The 17,374-nt window shown below is 69.7% G+C and carries 14 protein-coding genes; 7 read left to right on the top strand and 7 right to left on the bottom strand.

All coding sequences use genetic code 11. The features are described from left to right. Positions 1-81 precede the first annotated feature (81 nt). The 5 genes from CQ045_RS08525 to CQ045_RS08505 all read left to right on the top strand — a co-directional run bounded on the left by CQ045_RS08525 (position 82) and on the right by CQ045_RS08505 (position 6,920). Complete coding sequence (locus CQ045_RS08525) at positions 82-744, top strand: TetR/AcrR family transcriptional regulator (RefSeq protein ID WP_105722670.1); 663 nt, start codon at positions 82-84, stop codon at positions 742-744. Then, entirely contained in the window at positions 741-1,481 is a 741-nt protein-coding gene (locus CQ045_RS08520) for a hypothetical protein (RefSeq protein WP_181156503.1), read from the top strand. The genes CQ045_RS08525 and CQ045_RS08520 overlap by 4 nt, the downstream gene beginning before the upstream one ends. Then, positions 1,478-3,313 (top strand): YhgE/Pip family protein, encoded by a 1,836-nt coding sequence (locus CQ045_RS08515; protein WP_105722668.1) that lies wholly within the window; start codon positions 1,478-1,480, stop codon positions 3,311-3,313. The genes CQ045_RS08520 and CQ045_RS08515 overlap by 4 nt, the downstream gene beginning before the upstream one ends. A gap of 131 nt (positions 3,314-3,444) precedes the next feature. Continuing rightward, positions 3,445-6,099: a penicillin acylase family protein gene (locus tag CQ045_RS08510; RefSeq protein WP_105722666.1), complete on the top strand. Its 2,655-nt coding sequence runs from the start codon at positions 3,445-3,447 to the stop codon at positions 6,097-6,099. 59 nt (positions 6,100-6,158) lie between these two features. Next, positions 6,159-6,920 (top strand): alpha/beta fold hydrolase, encoded by a 762-nt coding sequence (locus CQ045_RS08505; protein WP_105722664.1) that lies wholly within the window; start codon positions 6,159-6,161, stop codon positions 6,918-6,920. 96 nt (positions 6,921-7,016) lie between these two features. Here the strand turns inward: CQ045_RS08505 and mnhG are convergent, their stop codons facing one another. From mnhG to CQ045_RS08475, 6 genes are read right to left on the bottom strand one after another with little or no spacing between them, the layout of a single operon-like run. Continuing rightward, entirely contained in the window at positions 7,017-7,406 is a 390-nt protein-coding gene (gene mnhG / locus CQ045_RS08500) for a monovalent cation/H(+) antiporter subunit G (RefSeq protein WP_105722662.1), read from the bottom strand. After that, on the bottom strand, positions 7,403-7,672 hold the full coding sequence (locus tag CQ045_RS08495) for a monovalent cation/H+ antiporter complex subunit F (protein WP_105722660.1): 270 nt from the start codon (positions 7,670-7,672) through the stop codon (positions 7,403-7,405). Before CQ045_RS08495 ends, mnhG begins: the two co-directional genes overlap by 4 nt. Next, entirely contained in the window at positions 7,669-8,259 is a 591-nt protein-coding gene (locus CQ045_RS08490) for a Na+/H+ antiporter subunit E (protein ID WP_105722658.1), read from the bottom strand. The genes CQ045_RS08495 and CQ045_RS08490 overlap by 4 nt, the downstream gene beginning before the upstream one ends. After that, positions 8,256-9,809, bottom strand: coding sequence for a Na+/H+ antiporter subunit D (locus CQ045_RS08485; protein WP_105722656.1), 1,554 nt, complete (start codon positions 9,807-9,809; stop codon positions 8,256-8,258). Before CQ045_RS08485 ends, CQ045_RS08490 begins: the two co-directional genes overlap by 4 nt. Next, positions 9,806-10,405: a Na(+)/H(+) antiporter subunit C gene (locus CQ045_RS08480; protein ID WP_105722654.1), complete on the bottom strand. Its 600-nt coding sequence runs from the start codon at positions 10,403-10,405 to the stop codon at positions 9,806-9,808. The genes CQ045_RS08485 and CQ045_RS08480 overlap by 4 nt, the downstream gene beginning before the upstream one ends. Then, a complete protein-coding gene (locus CQ045_RS08475) occupies positions 10,405-13,374 on the bottom strand; it encodes a Na+/H+ antiporter subunit A (protein WP_105722652.1) in 2,970 nt (989 codons plus the stop codon). The genes CQ045_RS08480 and CQ045_RS08475 overlap by 1 nt, the downstream gene beginning before the upstream one ends. Positions 13,375-13,494: 120 nt before the next feature. On the opposite strand from CQ045_RS08475, the gene CQ045_RS08470 reads away from it, so the two are divergent. Next, on the top strand, positions 13,495-14,994 hold the full coding sequence (locus CQ045_RS08470; RefSeq protein WP_105722650.1) for a hypothetical protein: 1,500 nt from the start codon (positions 13,495-13,497) through the stop codon (positions 14,992-14,994). Positions 14,995-15,012: 18 nt separating this feature from the next. On the opposite strand, the gene CQ045_RS08465 is transcribed toward CQ045_RS08470, so the two are convergent. Further along, positions 15,013-16,074 (bottom strand): LacI family DNA-binding transcriptional regulator, encoded by a 1,062-nt coding sequence (locus CQ045_RS08465; protein ID WP_105722648.1) that lies wholly within the window; start codon positions 16,072-16,074, stop codon positions 15,013-15,015. A gap of 60 nt (positions 16,075-16,134) precedes the next feature. Here CQ045_RS08465 and CQ045_RS08460 point away from each other — a divergent pair, with 60 nt between their 5' ends. After that, positions 16,135-17,373, top strand: coding sequence for an MFS transporter (locus CQ045_RS08460; RefSeq protein WP_105722646.1), 1,239 nt, complete (start codon positions 16,135-16,137; stop codon positions 17,371-17,373). The last annotated feature ends 1 nt before the right edge of the window (position 17,374 follow it).

Raw genomic sequence — 17,374 nt, 5'->3', positions numbered from 1 at the left:
GACCCGTCGCCATCGGAGCGGATGCTGTGAATCGGCTCGAGTATCTTGCACAAATATGTGCATGATAAGTATTCTTGCTCCATGACCACTCGTGCACCCCGCCGCGACGCCGTCGAGAACCGTGCCGGCATCCTGTCCGCCGCCCGCTCGACCCTCGCGCTCGATCCGCACGCCTCCATCGATGTCATCGCCCGCAGCGCCGGCCTCTCGCGCCGCACCCTGTACGGACACTTCGACGACCGCGACGCGCTCATCCGCGAGCTCATCTCGAGCGGGACACCGCGCTTCAACGCCATCGCCGCCTCGGTCGACGACACCGACGCCCGCCTCGCGCTGGCTCGTCTGGCCGCCCTCCTCTGGCGCGACGCCGCGCATGTGCAGGTCGCGGCCGCGCTCGCCCTCGACGAGACGCACGTCGAGCACACCGCGGCGGCGCTCGCCCCGCTGCGGCGCACCGTGGCGGCACTCGTGCGCCGCGGTCAGGACGACGGCAGCTTCCGCACCGACCTCGCCGCCCCCACGCTCGCTCGACTGATCGAGGAGATGGCCCGCACCGTCATCTCCCGGACGGATGCCGCGAGCACGGGTGCGGCGGACCTCGCGGTGCGTGCGGTGCTGAGCATCGCCGGCCTGTCCTGGCGCGAAGCCGATGAGCTCCTCACCCAGCATCCCGACATCGGCGCGTCCGCCGTCGCCGACGTGAACTCCGACGCCTCCACCACCGACCGCGAGGGCCGCGCATGAAGATCGCACTGCAGGACGTGAGCAAGGGCCGCAACGGCCAGGCTCTTCCACCGATGTCGCTGGAGTTCCACACCGGGTCCGTGCGCTTCGCCCTCGCCGAGACCGAACAGCGTCCGACCGTGCTCGGCCTGATCGCGAGCGGTCGCATGCGTCCCGACACCGGGCGGGTGAGCATCGACGGCGCAGACGACGCGAAGACGCTGCGTCGCCGAGTGGCGCTGGTCGACGCGCCCGACGTCAGCGACCCGCATCCCGACATCGCCCTCGCGGGCGTGGTCGGGGAGGAACTGATGTTCGCCGGCGTCGGCGCGACGCCGCTGCACGCCCGACGGTGGCTCGCACGGCTGGGCTTCGCCGATCTCGCCTCCGTGCCGATCGGCACCATCGATCCCGCCGCCCGCGTCCGCATCCTCTGCGAGCTCGCCGTGCTGAGGTCGGGAGTGGAAGGCATCGTCCTCGTCTCCCCCGACCGCCACGGGGGGAGCCCGGACGGCTGGTGGCGCATCGCCGGCGAGTTCGCCGACCGCGGCTACGCGATGCTCGTGATCATCGGCGGCTCCGCGGCCGTCGCCCTGGAGCGGATGCACGAGTTCGAGGCGATCGACGCCTCCGGCCCGGTCGAGCCGCTCGTGCTCGATGAAGCCGATGCCCGGGACCAGGACGCGCCGGAGATCGAGGAATCCTCCCCCGAGCCCCCCGACACCTCCACCCCCGAAGAGAACGGAGACGCGCGATGAAGGTTCCCGCCATGATCGCCGCCGAACTCCGGCGACTCACCGCGAGCAGGATGGGCATCGTCGCCCTCGTCGCGCTGATCTGCGTGCCGATCCTCTACGGCGGCCTCTACCTCTGGGCGAACCAGGACCCGTACGCCAAGTTCCCCGAGGTGCCCGTGGCGCTCGTGGTCGACGACGAGGGCGCTCCCGCCCCCACCACCGGCACGGAGCCGGCTTCCGGTGAGACCGTGAACTACGGCGACGATGTGGCCGAGAACCTCATCGAGGGCAATGCCTTCGACTGGCAGCGGATGCCGGCGGATGAGGCTGCCGAGGCACTGCGGCACGGCACCGTCGACTTCACCGTGACGATCCCGGCCGACTTCTCGGCGGCGCTCACCTCGGCGGCCGGCGACGACCCGCATCAGGCCCGGATCGAGCTCGAGACCAACGACGCGAACAACTATCTCGCCTCGTCGATGGGCACGCAGGCCGTGGAGAAGATCCGCAGCTCGGTCGCCGAGATGGTCGGCAGCGAGGCGGCCGAGCGGCTGCTCACCGGGCTGAGCGACGTGCGCGACAGCCTCGTCACCGCGACCGACGGCGCGACGCAGCTCGCGGACGGGGCGAGCACCGCGGCATCCGGCAGCTCGACGCTCGCCGACGGGACCGCGCAGCTCGCGGCAGGCACGGCACAGCTCGCCGCAGGCGCGCAGACGCTCGCGAACGGAGCGCAGCAGGTGAGTGCGGGAAACCGGCAGCTCGCCGACGTCGCCGACCGTGCCGGAACCGCCGTCCAGCAGGCCGCGAACGCGCTGCCCCAGGTGCGCGCCGACATCGCCGCTGCTCTGGCGCAGCAGGGCCTGACTCCCGAGGAGATCGACCAGGTCCTGGCGAAGCTCGACCCGCTCGGCGCGCGCCTGCAGGAGGGCAACACGCAGGTGCAGAGCGCGGTCGGCAAGGTCGACCAGCTCGCGTCCGGCGCGGCGTCTCTCGCGTCCGGCGCCGCCGACCTCGCGACCGGGGCGGGGACGGTCGCGACCGGCGCCTCCGCGGCCGACGAGGGTGCCGTGCAGTTGCGCGACGGACTCGCGACCCTCGCCTCCGGAACCGCCGAACTGCGTGACGGCCTGTCCGACGGCGTCGACGCGATCCCGGCATCCACCCCGGAGCTGCGCTCCCTGCAGGCGGACACGATCGCCGACCCGGTGAAGGTGTCCAGCGACAAGGTCGCCTCCGCCGAGGACTACGGCGCGGGCCTCGCCCCGTTCTTCGCCGCGCTCTCTGCCTGGATCGGCATCTACGCCCTGTTCCTGATCGTGAAGCCGATCTCCCGGCGCGCGATCACGGCCCTGCACTCCCCTCTCCGCATCACGCTCGCCGGGTGGCTGACGCCGGCGATGCTCGGGGCCGTGCAGATGCTCGGACTCATGGGCATCCTCGCCGTCACGCTCGGCTTCACCTTCGATCACCCGCTCGGGACTCTCGGCGTCATGGTGTTCGCGTCGGCCACGTTCGCGGCGATCATCCTCGCGCTCAACGTCTGGCTCGGGTCGGTGGGGCAGTTCCTCGGCCTGGTCCTGATGGTGCTGCAACTGGTCACCGCCGGAGGCACGTTCCCCTGGCAGACGCTGCCCGCCCCTCTCGCGGCCCTCCATCACGTCCTCCCCCTGGGCTACGTCGTCGATGCGATGAGACAGCTCATGTACGGCGGCGACTATGCGCGCGCCGGCTGGGATCTGGCGGTCCTCGGGATGTGGCTGGTCGGCGCGCTGCTCTTCGCGATGATCGGCGTGACGCGGATGACGCACCGCCGTACCCTGCGCGATCTGCAGCCGAGCCTGATCGGATGATCCGAGCCCTCATCGCGGAACGCTCCGCGGCGAGCGCTCGGGCGGATATGATGCGAAGGCGCGACCCTGATACGCGCACTGGGGCTCGGTGGGACTGAGTTCCACCTGTCTACCCGAAAGAGTTCTCGACGATGACGACCGATTCGCAGGTATCCGCCGTACCCACGCGCCCTTCTCGGGGCGTCCGCATCGGACGCATCGCGTTCCTCGTGGTGGCCGGCATCGTCGTGATCGCCGTGGCCGCGGCGTTCTTCGTGACGTGGACGATCCAGCGTTCCTTCCCGCAGACCTCGGGCTCGATCGAGCTCGACGGCCTGCAGGCCGAGGTCACGGTGCAGCGCGACGACCGCGGCATCCCGACGATCACGGCCGACTCGACCGATGACCTGTTCTACGCCGAGGGCTTCGTGCATGCGCAGGATCGGTTCTTCGAGATGGACTTCCGCCGGCACGTCACCGCGGGGCGCGTGGCCGAGATGTTCGGGGAGTCGCAGGCGGGCACCGACGCGTTCCTGCGCACGCTCGGCTGGCGCACGGTGGCAGAGGCCGAAGTCGAGGCCATGGACGACACCACCCGCGGCTACTACGAAGCCTACGCCGACGGCGTCAACGCCTACCTGGCATCGCGCTCCGGCGCCGAGCTGTCGCTCGAGTACGCCGTGCTCGGCGTGCAGAACCCCGACTACGCGCCCGAGCCGTGGGAGCCCGCGGACTCGGTGGCCTGGCTCAAGGCCATGGCCTGGGACCTCCGCGGCAACATCGAGGACGAGACCGAGCGGTCGCTCCTCGCCGCCGAGCTGGGCTCCGGTTCGGATGACGAGGAGACCGGCGAGATCCTCGACAAGCTCTACCCCGCCTACCCGTTCGCCGAGAACCCGGTGATCGTCCCCAAGATCTCCACGGTGCCGGCGATCGACACCGACGCCGAGCCGGCCGCCTACACGCCCGCGGAGCCGGACGGCGAGATCCAGCAGGCGTCCACGACCATCGAATGGCAGGAGACGTCGAGCGTGATCGAGGCCGCGAGCGTGCTCGTCGGCGACGTCGGCGAGGGGGTCGGCTCCAACTCCTGGGTCGTCTCGGGATCCCTCACCGAATCCGGCATGCCTCTGCTCGCGAACGACCCGCACCTCGGAGCATCCCTCCCCTCGGTCTGGTACCAGGTGCAGCTGAAGTGCTCGACCGTGAACGAGGCGTGCCCGTTCGACGTCGGAGGCTTCTCGTTCTCAGGCCTGCCCGGCATCGTGATCGGACACAACCAGCACGTCGCCTGGGGCTTCACGAACCTCACCACCGACGTCACCGATCTCTACATCGAGCGGATCGAAGGCGACGAGTACTGGCGCGACGGCGTGCTGGTCCCGCTCGAGGAGAGCAGCGAGACGATCAAGGTCGCGGGCGGCGACGACATCGAGCTGACCATCCGCTCGACCGTGCACGGCCCCATCATCTCCGGACTCACCGACGACTTCACCGCGATCGCCGAAGACCCGGCGCCCGCGCTCGATGCAGACGTCGGCACCCCGCCCGCCCCGCTCCCCGCCGCAGAGGACGACGCCGAGTACGCGGTCAGCCTCCGGTGGACGGCGCTCGACCCGGGCACCGCGGCGACGGCGATCTTCGCCCTCTCCACCGCGCAGAACTTCGACGATTTCCGTCACGCCGCCTCGCTCTTCGACGTGCCGGCGCAGAACCTCGTCTACGCCGACGTCGAGGGCAACATCGGCTATCAGACGCCGGGACGCCTGCCGATCCGCGGCGCAGGCGACGGGTGGATGCCGCAGCCGGGGTGGGACAGCAGCTACGACTGGACGGGCTTCATCCCCTTCGAGGAGCTGCCCGTGGCGTACAACCCCGACTCCGGATACATCGTCACCGCGAACAACGCGATCGTGACCGACGACTACGAGTACTTCCTCTCCCGGGACTGGGACTACGGGTACCGGGCCGCCCGCATCGCGCACCTGATCGAGCGCCGGTCGGCGGCGGCCCCTCTGGTCGCGCAGGACATGCGCGACATCCAGATGGACAGCGAGATGTGGATCGGCAAGCAGCTCGCGACGGCGATGAGCGACGTCGAGGTCTCCGGCGCGGGACCGGCCGAGGCCGTCGACCTGCTCCGGTCGTGGGATGCGCAGAACACGGCATCCTCGCCCGCGGCGGCGTACGCCAACGTGCTGTGGTCGAATCTCGTGCAGAACATCTTCGCGGAACGAGAGCAGCCGCTGCCCATCGACGGACAGGGCCGACTCTTCACGGTCGTCGGCGACATGCTGGAGGAGCCGTCCGATCCGCTCTGGACCAACGAGCAGATCGACGTCGACGGGATGGAGCAGATGCTCGCACTGTCGGCGGAGGAGGCGTACGACGAGCTCTCGGCCCTTCAGGGCACGACGACCGCCCGCTGGAACTGGGGCGACCTGCACGCGATCACCCTCACCAGCGACACGCTCGGCTCGTCGGGCATCGCCCCCATCGAGGCGCTGTTCAACCGCGGACCGTACCCGGTGGGCGGGGGAGCGTCGGTGGTGAACGCGACCGGCTGGGAGCTCGGCGTCTCGTACACCACGACCACGGTGCCCTCGATGCGCATGGTCGTCGACCTGGCCGACTTCGACGCCTCGACCTGGAACCACCTCACCGGCGCCTCCGGTCACGCCTTCGACGCGCACTACACCGATCAGACGGCGGATTGGGCCGCCGGCATCCAGAAGCCGTGGGCGTATTCCGCCGAGGCGGTGAAGGCTGCCGCCGTCGACACCCTGGTGCTGACACCGGCCGGCTGAGAGCGCCATCATCCGGGTGCCGTGACGAGAGGCACAGGATGCTCGGCTAGCGTTGACGGGTGCCATCCAGCTATCTCGCCCCCAAGGGGACCCCCGTCACGCTCCTGGAGTTCGAGCACGGCGGTGCGACCCTCATCGCGGAGACCTTCGGCGATGGACCGCACACCTACCTCCTGCTCCACGGCATCGGCATGGGTCGCAGCGTCTACCTCGACATCGTGCAGCGCCTCGAAGGGCGTGTGATCGCGCTCGACCTGCCCGGTTTCGGCGAGGCGCCAGAGCCCACGCGCACCCTCACGATGGAGCGGCACGCCGACCTCGTCGCGGCCTACCTGAAGCACGTGAACGCCGAACCCGTCGTCGTCATCGGCCACTCGATGGGGAGTCAGATCGCGGCGGAGCTCGCGGCGCGGCATCCGTCGCTCGTCGAGGGCGTGATCCTCGCCGGGCCCACGGTCAACAAGGCGGCGCGCAACATCGGCGCGCAGGCCCGGTACCTGCTGACCGACCTCGTCGGCGAGCGGCCGCTGGTGATCTGGCGCGGCGCGCGCGAGTACCTCCGCGGCGGACCCCACCTGATCCGCAAGATCCGTGCCACCGTCGTGCACGAGCCGGAAGACGCGTTCGTGCGCATCGACTGCCCCGTGCTCGTGCTGCGGGGCGAGGACGACCCCCTCGCCCCGATGAGCTGGTGTCAGGAGATCCTCGACGCGATCCCGGGCGCCGACCTCGAAGTCATCCCCGACCACGGCCACGGCACGCTGATCAGCGACTCCGAGCCCGCGGCGCGCCTGATCCACGAGTTCGCCGCCCGCCTCTGAGCGGCGCTGCGCCGGGTTACTCCCGCGGGCCGCGTGAACAACTCCGCACGGACGGCGCCCACCGGCGTCTTCACCGGCGCCGTGACGAAGACGGACTCAGCCGGCGCCGGGCGGGGTCTGCTTCGACTCGGCCAGCTCGTCCACCACGAGGCCGCGCTGTTCGATGGTGCCGTTGCGGTACGCCTGTCGCCCGACCATGTGCGCCGACAGCGGCGCGGTCGCGAACTGCATCAGCACGACCGGGGCCACCAGCACGAAGCCGAGCAGGATGCCGCCGATCGAGCGCTGCGACAGGGCGATGGCGATGCAGATGAGCAGCAGCCCGAGCACCTGCGGCTTCGTGGCCGCGTGCAGTCGAGTGGGCACGTCACGGAAGTGCAGCAGCCCGACCGCGGCGGACAGGCACAGCACCGCCCCGAGCAGTATGAGGACCAGGACCGCCACGTCGATGACGGCATCCGGGATCATGAGACCGAACACGTTCATGGTGTCGTGTTGTCCCTTCTCGCGACGAACCGGGCGACGGAGATCGACCCGAACACTCCGATGGCCGCGATGATCAGGAGCACGGGGATGCTTCGGGTGTGACCGTTGATGGCCATCTCGGCACCGATCACGCACATCACCTCGGTGAGGAGCACGTCGGACGCGACGGCGCGGTCGAGGATCGACGGCCCGCGCACGATGCGGATCAGGGTGAGGATGGCGGCGATGCCGAACACCACCATGATCAGCAGGAGCAGGATGTTCATCGGGCACCGCCCTTCGTCGATCCGAGGCCGGCGCGCTGATCGGCCTTGAGCGCACGATACTGCGCGGGGTCGCCGAGCGCACGCACGACCCGACGCTCCCAGCGGAGCACGCCGGCGCGCTGCTTCTCCACGTCGGCCAGGTTCCGCACGCCGATCACGTGCAGATACAGGATGCGGCGGTCGCGGTCGGTCTCCACGACCAGGGAGCCGGGGATCAGCGAGGACACCACGGCGACGTGCGTCATCACCAGGTCGTCGGCGTAGCGCAGCGGCACCCCGATGATCGCCGTGCCGGGCTGACGGCGGAAGTCGAACACCTGCGCTGTGACCGAGAGCGCGCCGCTCAGCACCGCGAACAGGAACTGCACGACGAACAGTGCGGCGTACCAGAGGTTGATCCTGCCGGACAGCTCGACGGTCGGCAGCCGGAACACGCGCGTCACGAAGATCGCGACGACGAGCCCGGTGAGGAACGACAGCACGGTGAACTGCGCCCACAGCAGCATCCAGAGCACGACGAGCCAGGCCAGGAAGGGCAGCTGCACCCGGATGTCGCGCCAGAGGTGGCGTCGGGTCTGACGTCTCATCCGCCCACCTCCTCCTGCAGCTGAACGAGGCTCACGGGCTGGAGCAGCCCGGCGCCGATACGGTCGCAGAGGGCGTAGAGGGGTCCGGCGAAGATCGTCAGAGCGAGCGTGACGGCGACCATCCCCCCGGTCGCGACGGTCATGATCTTCGGGATGCGACGGCGCTCCTGCTGCTCGTCGGCCGCCGGCGCGTTTCCGAGGTAGGAGATGCGTCCCTCGGTCTCGGTGGAGTCCTCCTCCTCACGCCAGAACGCGAGGTTCCAGGCGCGCATCAGAGCGTAGAGGGTCAGCAGCGAGGTCACGATGCCGCCGAAGATCAACACGATCATGAGCGGGGTGCCGACGGATGCCGCCGCCTCGAACAGCGCGAACTTGCCGATGAAGCCGGAGAAGGGCGGCAGGCCACCGAGGTTGATGGCCGGCACGAAGTACAGCACCGCGATGACCGGCGCGACCTTCAGCAGCCCCTTGACTCGCAGGATCGAGGTGCTGCCCGCTCTTCGTTCCACCAGTCCCACCGCGAGGAACAGGGTCGTCTGCACGACGATGTGGTGGACGATGTAATACACCGTCGCCCCGATCGCGGCCGGCGTCGCGATCGCGAGACCGAAGATCATGTACCCGACATGGCTGACTAGCGTGAACGACAGGATCCGTTTGAGCTCTGCCTGGGCCACGGCGCCGAGCACGCCGACGATCATGGTCGCGAGCGCGATGATCAGCAGCAGCGTGTCGATGCTGTTCGAGGCGAACAGCTGCGTCTCGGTGCGGATCAGCGCGTAGACGCCGACCTTCGTCAGCAGGCCGGCGAACACCGCGGTGACCGGTGCCGGCGCCGTCGGATACGAGTCCGGCAGCCAGAAAGACACCGGGAAGATGGCCGCCTTGATGCCGAACGCGACCACCAGCATCAGGTGCAGCACGAGCTGCGTCTCCTGCGGGAGCTCGGACATGCGCTCGGCGATCTGGGCCATGTTGACCGTGCCGAGAGCGCCGTAGATCATCGCGATCGACGCGAGGAACAGGATCGACGAGACCAGGGAGACGACGATGTAGACGGCACCGGTGCGGATTCGGGACTCGGTGCTGCCGAGCGTGATCAGCACGTACGACGCGACGAGCAGGATCTCGAATCCGACGTAGAGGTTGAACAGGTCGCCCGCGATGAAGGCGTTGAAGATGCCCGCCGCGAGGATCAGGTACGAGGGGTTGAAGATCGAGATCGGAGTCTCTTCGGTGCCGTCGGCGACGCCCTGCCCGATGGAGAAGAGGAGGACCGCGAGCAGCACGATGCTCGAGATGAGCACGAGCAGCGCGGCGAGGCGGTCCACGTACAGGACGATCCCGAACGGCACCGGCCAGCCGCCGACCGAGACGGCGAGTGGGGACCCGGCGTCCACCACGACCAGGAGCACCGCGGCGATGACGGAGACGGCAGCGAGGGTGGCCACGGTGACGACGACCTGAAGCCGGGCGTTCCGACCGAACACGAGGGTGATGGCCGCGCCGAGGAGCGGGAGGGCGACGAGGAGCGGGACGAGGGCGGTCATGGCCTGTCCTCCTCGTTCTCTCCGCGGTCGTGGGATTCGTCTGGGCGTGTTTCGCCGCCTCCGTCTGACGGAGAGGAGGGTTCGTCACCCCAGCCCGTCGGGGCGTCGAACGGAGCGTCGTCGTGGATGGCGGGGTGGTCGCGCATGTGCAGCACCGTGATCGGCGCCGTCTGCACCCCGACGAAGTCGGTGGTCGCCTCGTCGTCGTCGGTCTCGGACTCGTCGTCCATGAGGTCTTCGTCGGCGTCGGTGCGCTCACGCAGGGCGATGTCGGCCTCGTCGTCCTCGACGGTGTCGGCCTGACCGAGCTGCCAGGAGCGATAGATCAGTGCGAGGAGGAAGGCCGAGACGGCGAAGGTGATGACGATCGCGGTGAGGGTGAGCGCCTGTGGGAGCGGGTCGCTCATCTCGCCCTCCGTGCCGAAGAACGGCGCGTTACCGGGAACGCCCATCACGATCAGCAGCAGCAGATTGGTCGCGTTGCCGAGCAGCAGGAAGCCGATCAGCACACGGGTCAGGCTGCGCTCCAGCATCGCGTACACGCCGCAGGCGAAGAGCACGGCCATGATCACGATCAGCGTGAGCGAGACGTCCATCAGCTGTTCCCCCCGCTCCGCGAGAGGAAGCCCTCAGGCCCCGGCGTCGTGCGCAGGGCCGCCTGGCGATCGACCTCGGCGCCCAGGCTGCGCAGCACGTCGAGGACCAGCCCGATCACGACGAGGTACACGCCGACGTCGAAGATGGTCGAGGTGACGAACTCCATGTGCCCGATGCCGGGGATCTCCCATTCCCAGAAGGAGCTGGTCAGCGGCGCGAGGCCGAAGAACAGGGGCACGACGGCGGTGCCGACCGCGAGGATCAGACCGGTGCCCAGGAGCCGCCCGGCATCCGTGGGAGCCGCCGCGCCCAGCTCCCAGCGTCCGCCGGCGATGTACCGCATCACCAGCGCCATACCCGCCACGAGACCGCCGGCGAAACCGCCGCCCGGGAGGTTGTGGCCGGAGAACAGCAGGAAGATCGACACCACGATGATCGTGTGGAAGAGGATGCGGACGATCACCTCGAGCAGGATCGACCTGTTCTCGGGCTTCATCTTCTGACCGCCGACGAGCCACGCCCGTGGGCTGCTCTCGTTCTCGGAGGTCTGGAAGCGGATGCCCTCGGTGGTCTCCACGAGCGGGCGGCTGCGCGCGGCCTTGCGTGTCGCCCGCGGCAGGTTCTTGGTGGCGGCGAGCAGGTCGGCGCGGTGAGTCACGAACACGAGGGAGGCCACGCCGGTCGCGGCGAGCACGAGCACCGAGAGCTCGCCCATCGTGTCCCAGCCACGCAGGTCGACCAGCGCGACGTTGACGACGTTCTTGCCGTGGCCGATCTCGTACGCCAGTTGCGGGAACGCCTCCGAGATCGGATCGGCGACCCGGGACTGCGTGGCGACGACGGCCACGAAGGCCATCGTCACGCCGACGCCGATCGCGAGGAGTGCGCGGGGGATCCGACCGACCGAGGCGTTGTGCTCCCCCATGCGGGCGGGCAGCCGGCGGAGCACGAGGGCGAACGTGACCATGGTGACGGTCTCGACCAGGATCTGCGTCAGGGCGAGGTCGGGAGCGCCGCTCGTCGCGAACAGCACGACCATGCCGAGCCCGGTGACCGAGACCAGGACCACGCCCGTGTAGCGCTTCTGCGCGCGGACGGCGAACACACCGGCCACCGCCATGATCGGCGCGACGACGATCTGCGCCGGCGTGTGCCAGGCCGACAGGTTGTAGCGGTCGATGTCGCTCGCGATCAGTGCCGTGACCTCGGCCGCGACGAACACCACGAAGATGGTCCCGACGTAGACGGGCAGCGAACCGCGCTGCGTGAGCGTCGTGCTGAGCACGGAGAGCCGGTCGACACCGCGCATGACGAAGTAGTACACGTCGGCGGCGGTGAAACGCAGCATCCGCGCCTTGCGGTCCCACCCGGTCCGGCGGGTGAGGAGGAAGAGGCCGATTCCGAGCAGGATCGACAGGATCGAGATGCCCAGCGCGGGTTCGAACCCGTGCCAGAGCGCGAGGTGGCCCGGGCCCTCGACGGCTTCGCCCGCGTGGTCGAGGCCCGGAGTCGCGGTGACGGCGTACCCGTGCAGAGCCACGTCGAGCGCGGGGGCTCCGATGCCCGCGGCGAGGGTGACACCGGCGAGGATGATCGGCGCGGAGAGGAAGCCGACGGGCGGGTCGGGCCAGGCGGTGTCCGGCAGCTGCCGTCCCTGCTCGTCGCGCTTCTTCCAGAAGGCGCCCCAGAGGAAGCGCACCCCGTATGCCGCGGTGAGCATGGACCCGAGGATGACGCCGATCAGTGCGATGAGTCCCCACGGGGAACCGCCCTGGGCGTCGTCGAGGAGGGCCGTGAGCGTGGACTCCTTGGCGACGAATCCGAGGGTCGGTGCGATGCCGGCCATCGATGCCACGGAGATGAATGCCGCCGTCGCCATGACCGGCGCCTGCCTGCCGACGCCGGACAGCTCGTTGATGTCACGAGTGGACAGCTGACGGTCGATGACTCCGACGATCAGGAACAGCGCCGATTTGAAGAGTGCATGTCCGATGACCAGGGCGAGCCCGGCGAGAGCGGTCGCCTGGGTGCCGTAGCCGACGACCACGGCGAAGAAGCCGAGCTGGCTCACGGTGCCGAAGGCGAGGATGCGCTTGAGGTCGGTCTCGCGCAGCGCCTGGATGCCGCCGAGCAGCATCGTGAGGATGCCGAGAGTGATCACGATGGGGCGCCAGGTGGCGCTGAACGCGAAGATCGGCGCGAAGCGGGCGATGAGGTAGATGCCGGCCTTCACCATCGCGGCCGCATGCAGATACGCGCTCACCGGCGTGGGCGCTGCCATCGCACCGGGGAGCCAGAAGTGGAACGGGAACAGCGCCGACTTGCTGATGGCGCCGACCAGGAGCATGACGATCGCGGCTTCCACGATCGGCCCGGTGGGTGCGATCTCGAGGATCTCCTGGATGCTCGACGTGCCGGTGTCCACCACGAGGAGCACCACGCCGACGAACATCACGAGACCGCCGAGGGTCGTCACGAGCAGTGCCTGGAGCGCGGCACGACGGCTGGCCGCACGCCGGCGGTAGTGGCCGATGAGGAGGTACGAGAGGATGCTCGTGACTTCCCAGAACATGACGAGGATGACGAGGTCGTCGGTCAGGACGAGGCCGTACATCGCGCCGGCGAAGCCCAGCAGCACGCCGGCGAACTGGCCGACTCCCGCGGAATCCTCGTAGAAGTACCAGCGGCAGTAGAGGAGCACCAGAGCCCCGACGCCGGTGACGATCAGCGTGAGCACCCAGCCGAGGACATCCATGTTCATGGACAGGTCGAGTCCCAGCTGCGGGATCCACTCGACCGATTCGAAGGGCACGGGACCCTCGAGGACCTGCGGCGTCATGACGAGCGCGTGCACGAAGGCGGCTGCCGGGACGAGGGCGGCGATCGCGAAGGCCTGAGCTCCGAGCCAGCGCACCAGAACGGGCATCAACAGCGACCCGAGAAGGAACACAGCGAGGAGCGTCAGCATATACGCGGCTCCCTCGGGGGTCGTCGGCCTCACGGCTCAGGCGGGGGGTGTCCCTGCCAGTTTACCGGGACGCGAAGGTCGCTCGGTCCCCGGCTTCCGTGATCGTGCGAGAGTGGTCGCATGCGGCGGGCCTGGATGCGAGAGCTCGCGGGGTGGACGGGTGCGCTGTGCGTCGCTCTGCTCACCGCCGCACAGGTCGCGTCGTCCGCGCGTGGCGAGCTGCTGTTCCGGGACGGGGATTCGCTGATCGTCGCGCTGATCGCGCGGTCGGTCCTCTCCGGTCAGCCGAGCGACTGGGCCCTGTCGAGCGTCCTCTTCCTCCCCGAGACGGCGGTGTTCACGGGGCTCGACGCGGCTCTCGGGCTCGGGGTGAACGGTCTGCTCGCCGTCAACGCGGTGCTGAACATCGTCGGTCTCTACGGCGCGCTGCGGCTCGTCGCGGGGCGCCGCCGCGCCGACACGGCACCGGTGGCATGGGCGCTGGTGGGGCTCGTGGCGTTCTCGCTTCTCGCCATGACGGAGACCTCCTCGTCGCGAGACGCGCTCGAGCTCGCCTCGCTGCAGCTGACCACCACCTACTACGCGGCGACGGTGGTCGCGGTCACCCTGTCGGTCGGGCTGGTGCGTCGCGTGATCGATCGTGCGACGGGCGGCGTCGGACTCCTGATCGGGCTCGGGGCGACGGCGACCGTGTCGACGCTCTCGAATCCGCTCTACGCCGCGTGGGCGACGGTTCCGCTCTCGCTCCTCCTCGGGGCGCTCGCCCTCCGCTCGCCGCGGCGACTCCGGATGACGACGACACTGGCCGTGCTCCTCGGGGCCACCGCGCTGGGGTTCGTCGCACGTATTCCTTTCGCGGCATGGATCGCGAACACCGGCGCCGGATACGTCCAGCCCGGGCAGTGGATGCAGTCGTCGGAGTACTACGCCGGCCTTCTCGCCGACCGCGTGGCGACACCCATCGGCATCCTCGGCGGCCTGACGGTGCTCGCCCTCCTCGCTCTCGCCGTCTTCCGTACGGTTCAGGCCGAGGAGCCGGGCGCCCGCTTCGTCGCCGCGGCCGCCTGGGTCATGCCCGTGCTCGTGGCGATCGGCGCGGTCGCCCTCGGCACACACGCCGCCCGATACCTGCAGCCTCTCGCCTTCGCGCCCGTGCTCGCGCTGGTCGCGATGCCGCGCGCCTGGCGGATGCCGCGGCGCATCCGTGCTCTCGTCGCCGCCGCGGCCGCCGTGCTGCTCGTCGCCGCGGGCGCCGTGGGCATCCCTCGGCTCGCCGCAGCCACCGGGTCCGCCGATCCCGACCTCTCCTGCGTGACGGACTGGGTGAACGCCTCGGGACGCACCGGAGCGGGCCAGTTCTGGACCGTCCGGCTGCCCAAGCTCCATCTCGACGATCCGGCGCAGCTCGTCCAGGTCGACCACGAGCTCAACGGCTATGCGTGGCTCGTGAACCGTCGGGACTTCGATGTCGGCCAGGTCTCTTTCCTCGTGGAGGATGCGCAGACGGTCGCCTGGAGCCTGCCCTCACCGGCCATCCCCGACGAGGTGATCGACTGCGGCCGCTACCGCGTCCTCGACTTCGGAGAGACAACACTGCCGATCGGCCCGCAACGGAGCTGATCGTCGGGCGGTCCGCTGTCAGCGGGGCACCCGACCGGTCGTCGTGCCGGCGCGGAACACGCAGGTGAGATCCTGCGTGACGCCGGGCTCGCCGCGCAGCATGCGTGCGACCTGCTCCCCCGCCGCGCGCCCCTTCTCGACGGCCGGCTGCACGCTGGTCGTGAGCGTGAGGTCTCCGAGCCCGTCGACCTCGATGCCGTCGAATCCGGCGACCGAGAGATCCTCGGGGACGCGCAGCCCCAGCTCTTCGGCCGCTCGGATCACCCCGACCGCGAGCAGATCGCTCTGAGCGAGCACGGCGGTCGGCCGGGTGGCGGGGTCTGCCAGCAGCATCCGCCCCACCAGCACCCCTTCGTCGATGAGACTGCCGGATGCCGAGATCGCCGGAGCATCGGGGAACACCTGGCGCATCCCCTCGAGGCGATGCACGGTGACGTCGACGGTCGCGGTCGCGATGCGCTCCGGCGTGACCGGAGCCCGCTCCCGGTCGCTGTCGAGCGCGAGCGTGACCAGAGCGACATCGCGGTGACCGAGTTCGCGGACGTGTCGCGCGACGTCGGCGGCGGCCTGGGTGTTGTCGAGTGTGATGCGCGGGATCGCCTGTCCCGCGTCGCCCTCGATCACGACCACCGGAAGGCCGCGGCCGACGACCACTTCCAGTGATGCCTTGGTGCGCCCCGAGCATCCGATGAGCACGAACGCGTCGACGGGCGCGTTGGCGATCGCCGCGCCCTCCTCCCCCGGTTCATCACGCATGAGGAGGATGCCGGCGCTGAGGTCTGCGAGCCCGTCGGTGAGACCGTCCATCATCGCCGTCGTCACGGGATCGAGGAACGCCGCGCGCAGGTGTCCTTCGAGCACGACCGCGACGATGCCGCTGCGTCCACGACGAAGGGATGCCGCGCGCGGATCCGGACCGGCATAGCCGAGTTCGGCGGCAGCGGCGAGCACGCGCTCCCGCGTCGCCTCGGCGACATTCGCTTTACCGCTGAAGACGACCGAGGCGGTGGATGTCGCCACGCCCGCCTCGCGTGCGACGTCGGCGATGGTGGGCCGACGCGGCGTCTCCTGACTGGTCATACTTCGAGGATAGCTCCCTCCGGTTCCCTCGGATCGAAACGATTCGATAGGCTGGCCGGCATGGAAGCCGCCCTCACCCGTTCGCAGTTCGTGCGCTGGCGCGCGGCGATCTTCGCCATCTTCCTCGCCAGCGGCCTCTCGATCGCGACGTGGGCGTCTCGGGTGCCGGGGATCAAGGAGGCCCTGAGCCTCGACAATGCACAGGTGGGCCTCATCCTGCTCGGCATGGGCCTGTCGTCGATCATCGGCATCTCGAGCGGGCCCGCCCTGATGGCGCGGCTCGGTGCGCGCCGCGGCATGCTGCTGTCGATGCTGATCTTCGCCACGGGCATCGTCGTCGTCGGCCTGGGCGCGAACGTCTTCTCCTCGGTGCCGGTCGTGCTCTTCGGCATGGCCCTCTTCGGCCTCGGCAACGGATCGGTCGACGTCATGATGAACGTCGAGGCGACCGCGATCGAGCAGCAGATGGGCCGCACGATCCTGCCCGTCTTCCACGCGTTCTTCAGCTTCGGGACGGTCATCGGCGCGGGGATCGGGGCGCTCGCAGCGCAGCTCGCGATCGATGTCGCCGCGCACGCCGCGATCATGGGCAGCCTCGTCGCGGTCATCGCGCTCGTGTGCTTCTTCCAGGTGCCCGTCCGCGAGGCGGCCCTCGATCCCGCGTCGCACGAGAAGCCGGCGTTCCGCGCACGCATGCACACCGCGCTCGAGGCGTGGCGCGAACCGCGCACCTATCTGATCGGCGTCGTCATGCTCGGGATGTCGTTCGCCGAAGGCGGCGCCAACGACTGGATCGCTCTCGGCACGGAGCAGGGCCACGGATTCGCCGAGGGCACCGGTGCCGTGTCGCTCGCCGTGTTCTCGGTCGGGATGACCGTCGTGCGGCTGTTCGGCGGCCCGCTCGTCGACCGCTTCGGCCGCGTCGCGGTGCTGCGCATCCTCGCTGTGGCGGCCGCATCGGGCATCCTGCTCTTCGTCCTCGCGCCGACCTTCCCCCTCGTGCTCGTCGGAGCGGCGCTGTGGGGCATCGGCGCCTCGCTCGGCTTCCCCCTGGGCATGTCCGCGGCCGCCGACGACCCCGCCAAAGCGGCGGCGCGGGTGAGCGCGGCGGCGACGATCGGCTACGTGGCCTTCCTCGGCGGGCCTCCGACGCTCGGCATCATCAGCGAGCACATCGGCCTGCTGAACACGCTGTTCATCCTGGTCGGGCTGGTCGTCATGTCCGGACTGTTCTCGGGTGCCGCCCGTCCGCTGCGCGCAGACGAGAAGACTCCGGTCGCCGGCGCGACGAAGGACTGAG

The organism is Microbacterium sp. MYb66 (genome assembly GCF_002979435.1).
GTDB lineage: Bacteria > Actinomycetota > Actinomycetes > Actinomycetales > Microbacteriaceae > Microbacterium.
Note: the sequence above shows the minus strand (reverse complement) of the source record. Positions and strands in the feature narration are given on the sequence as shown.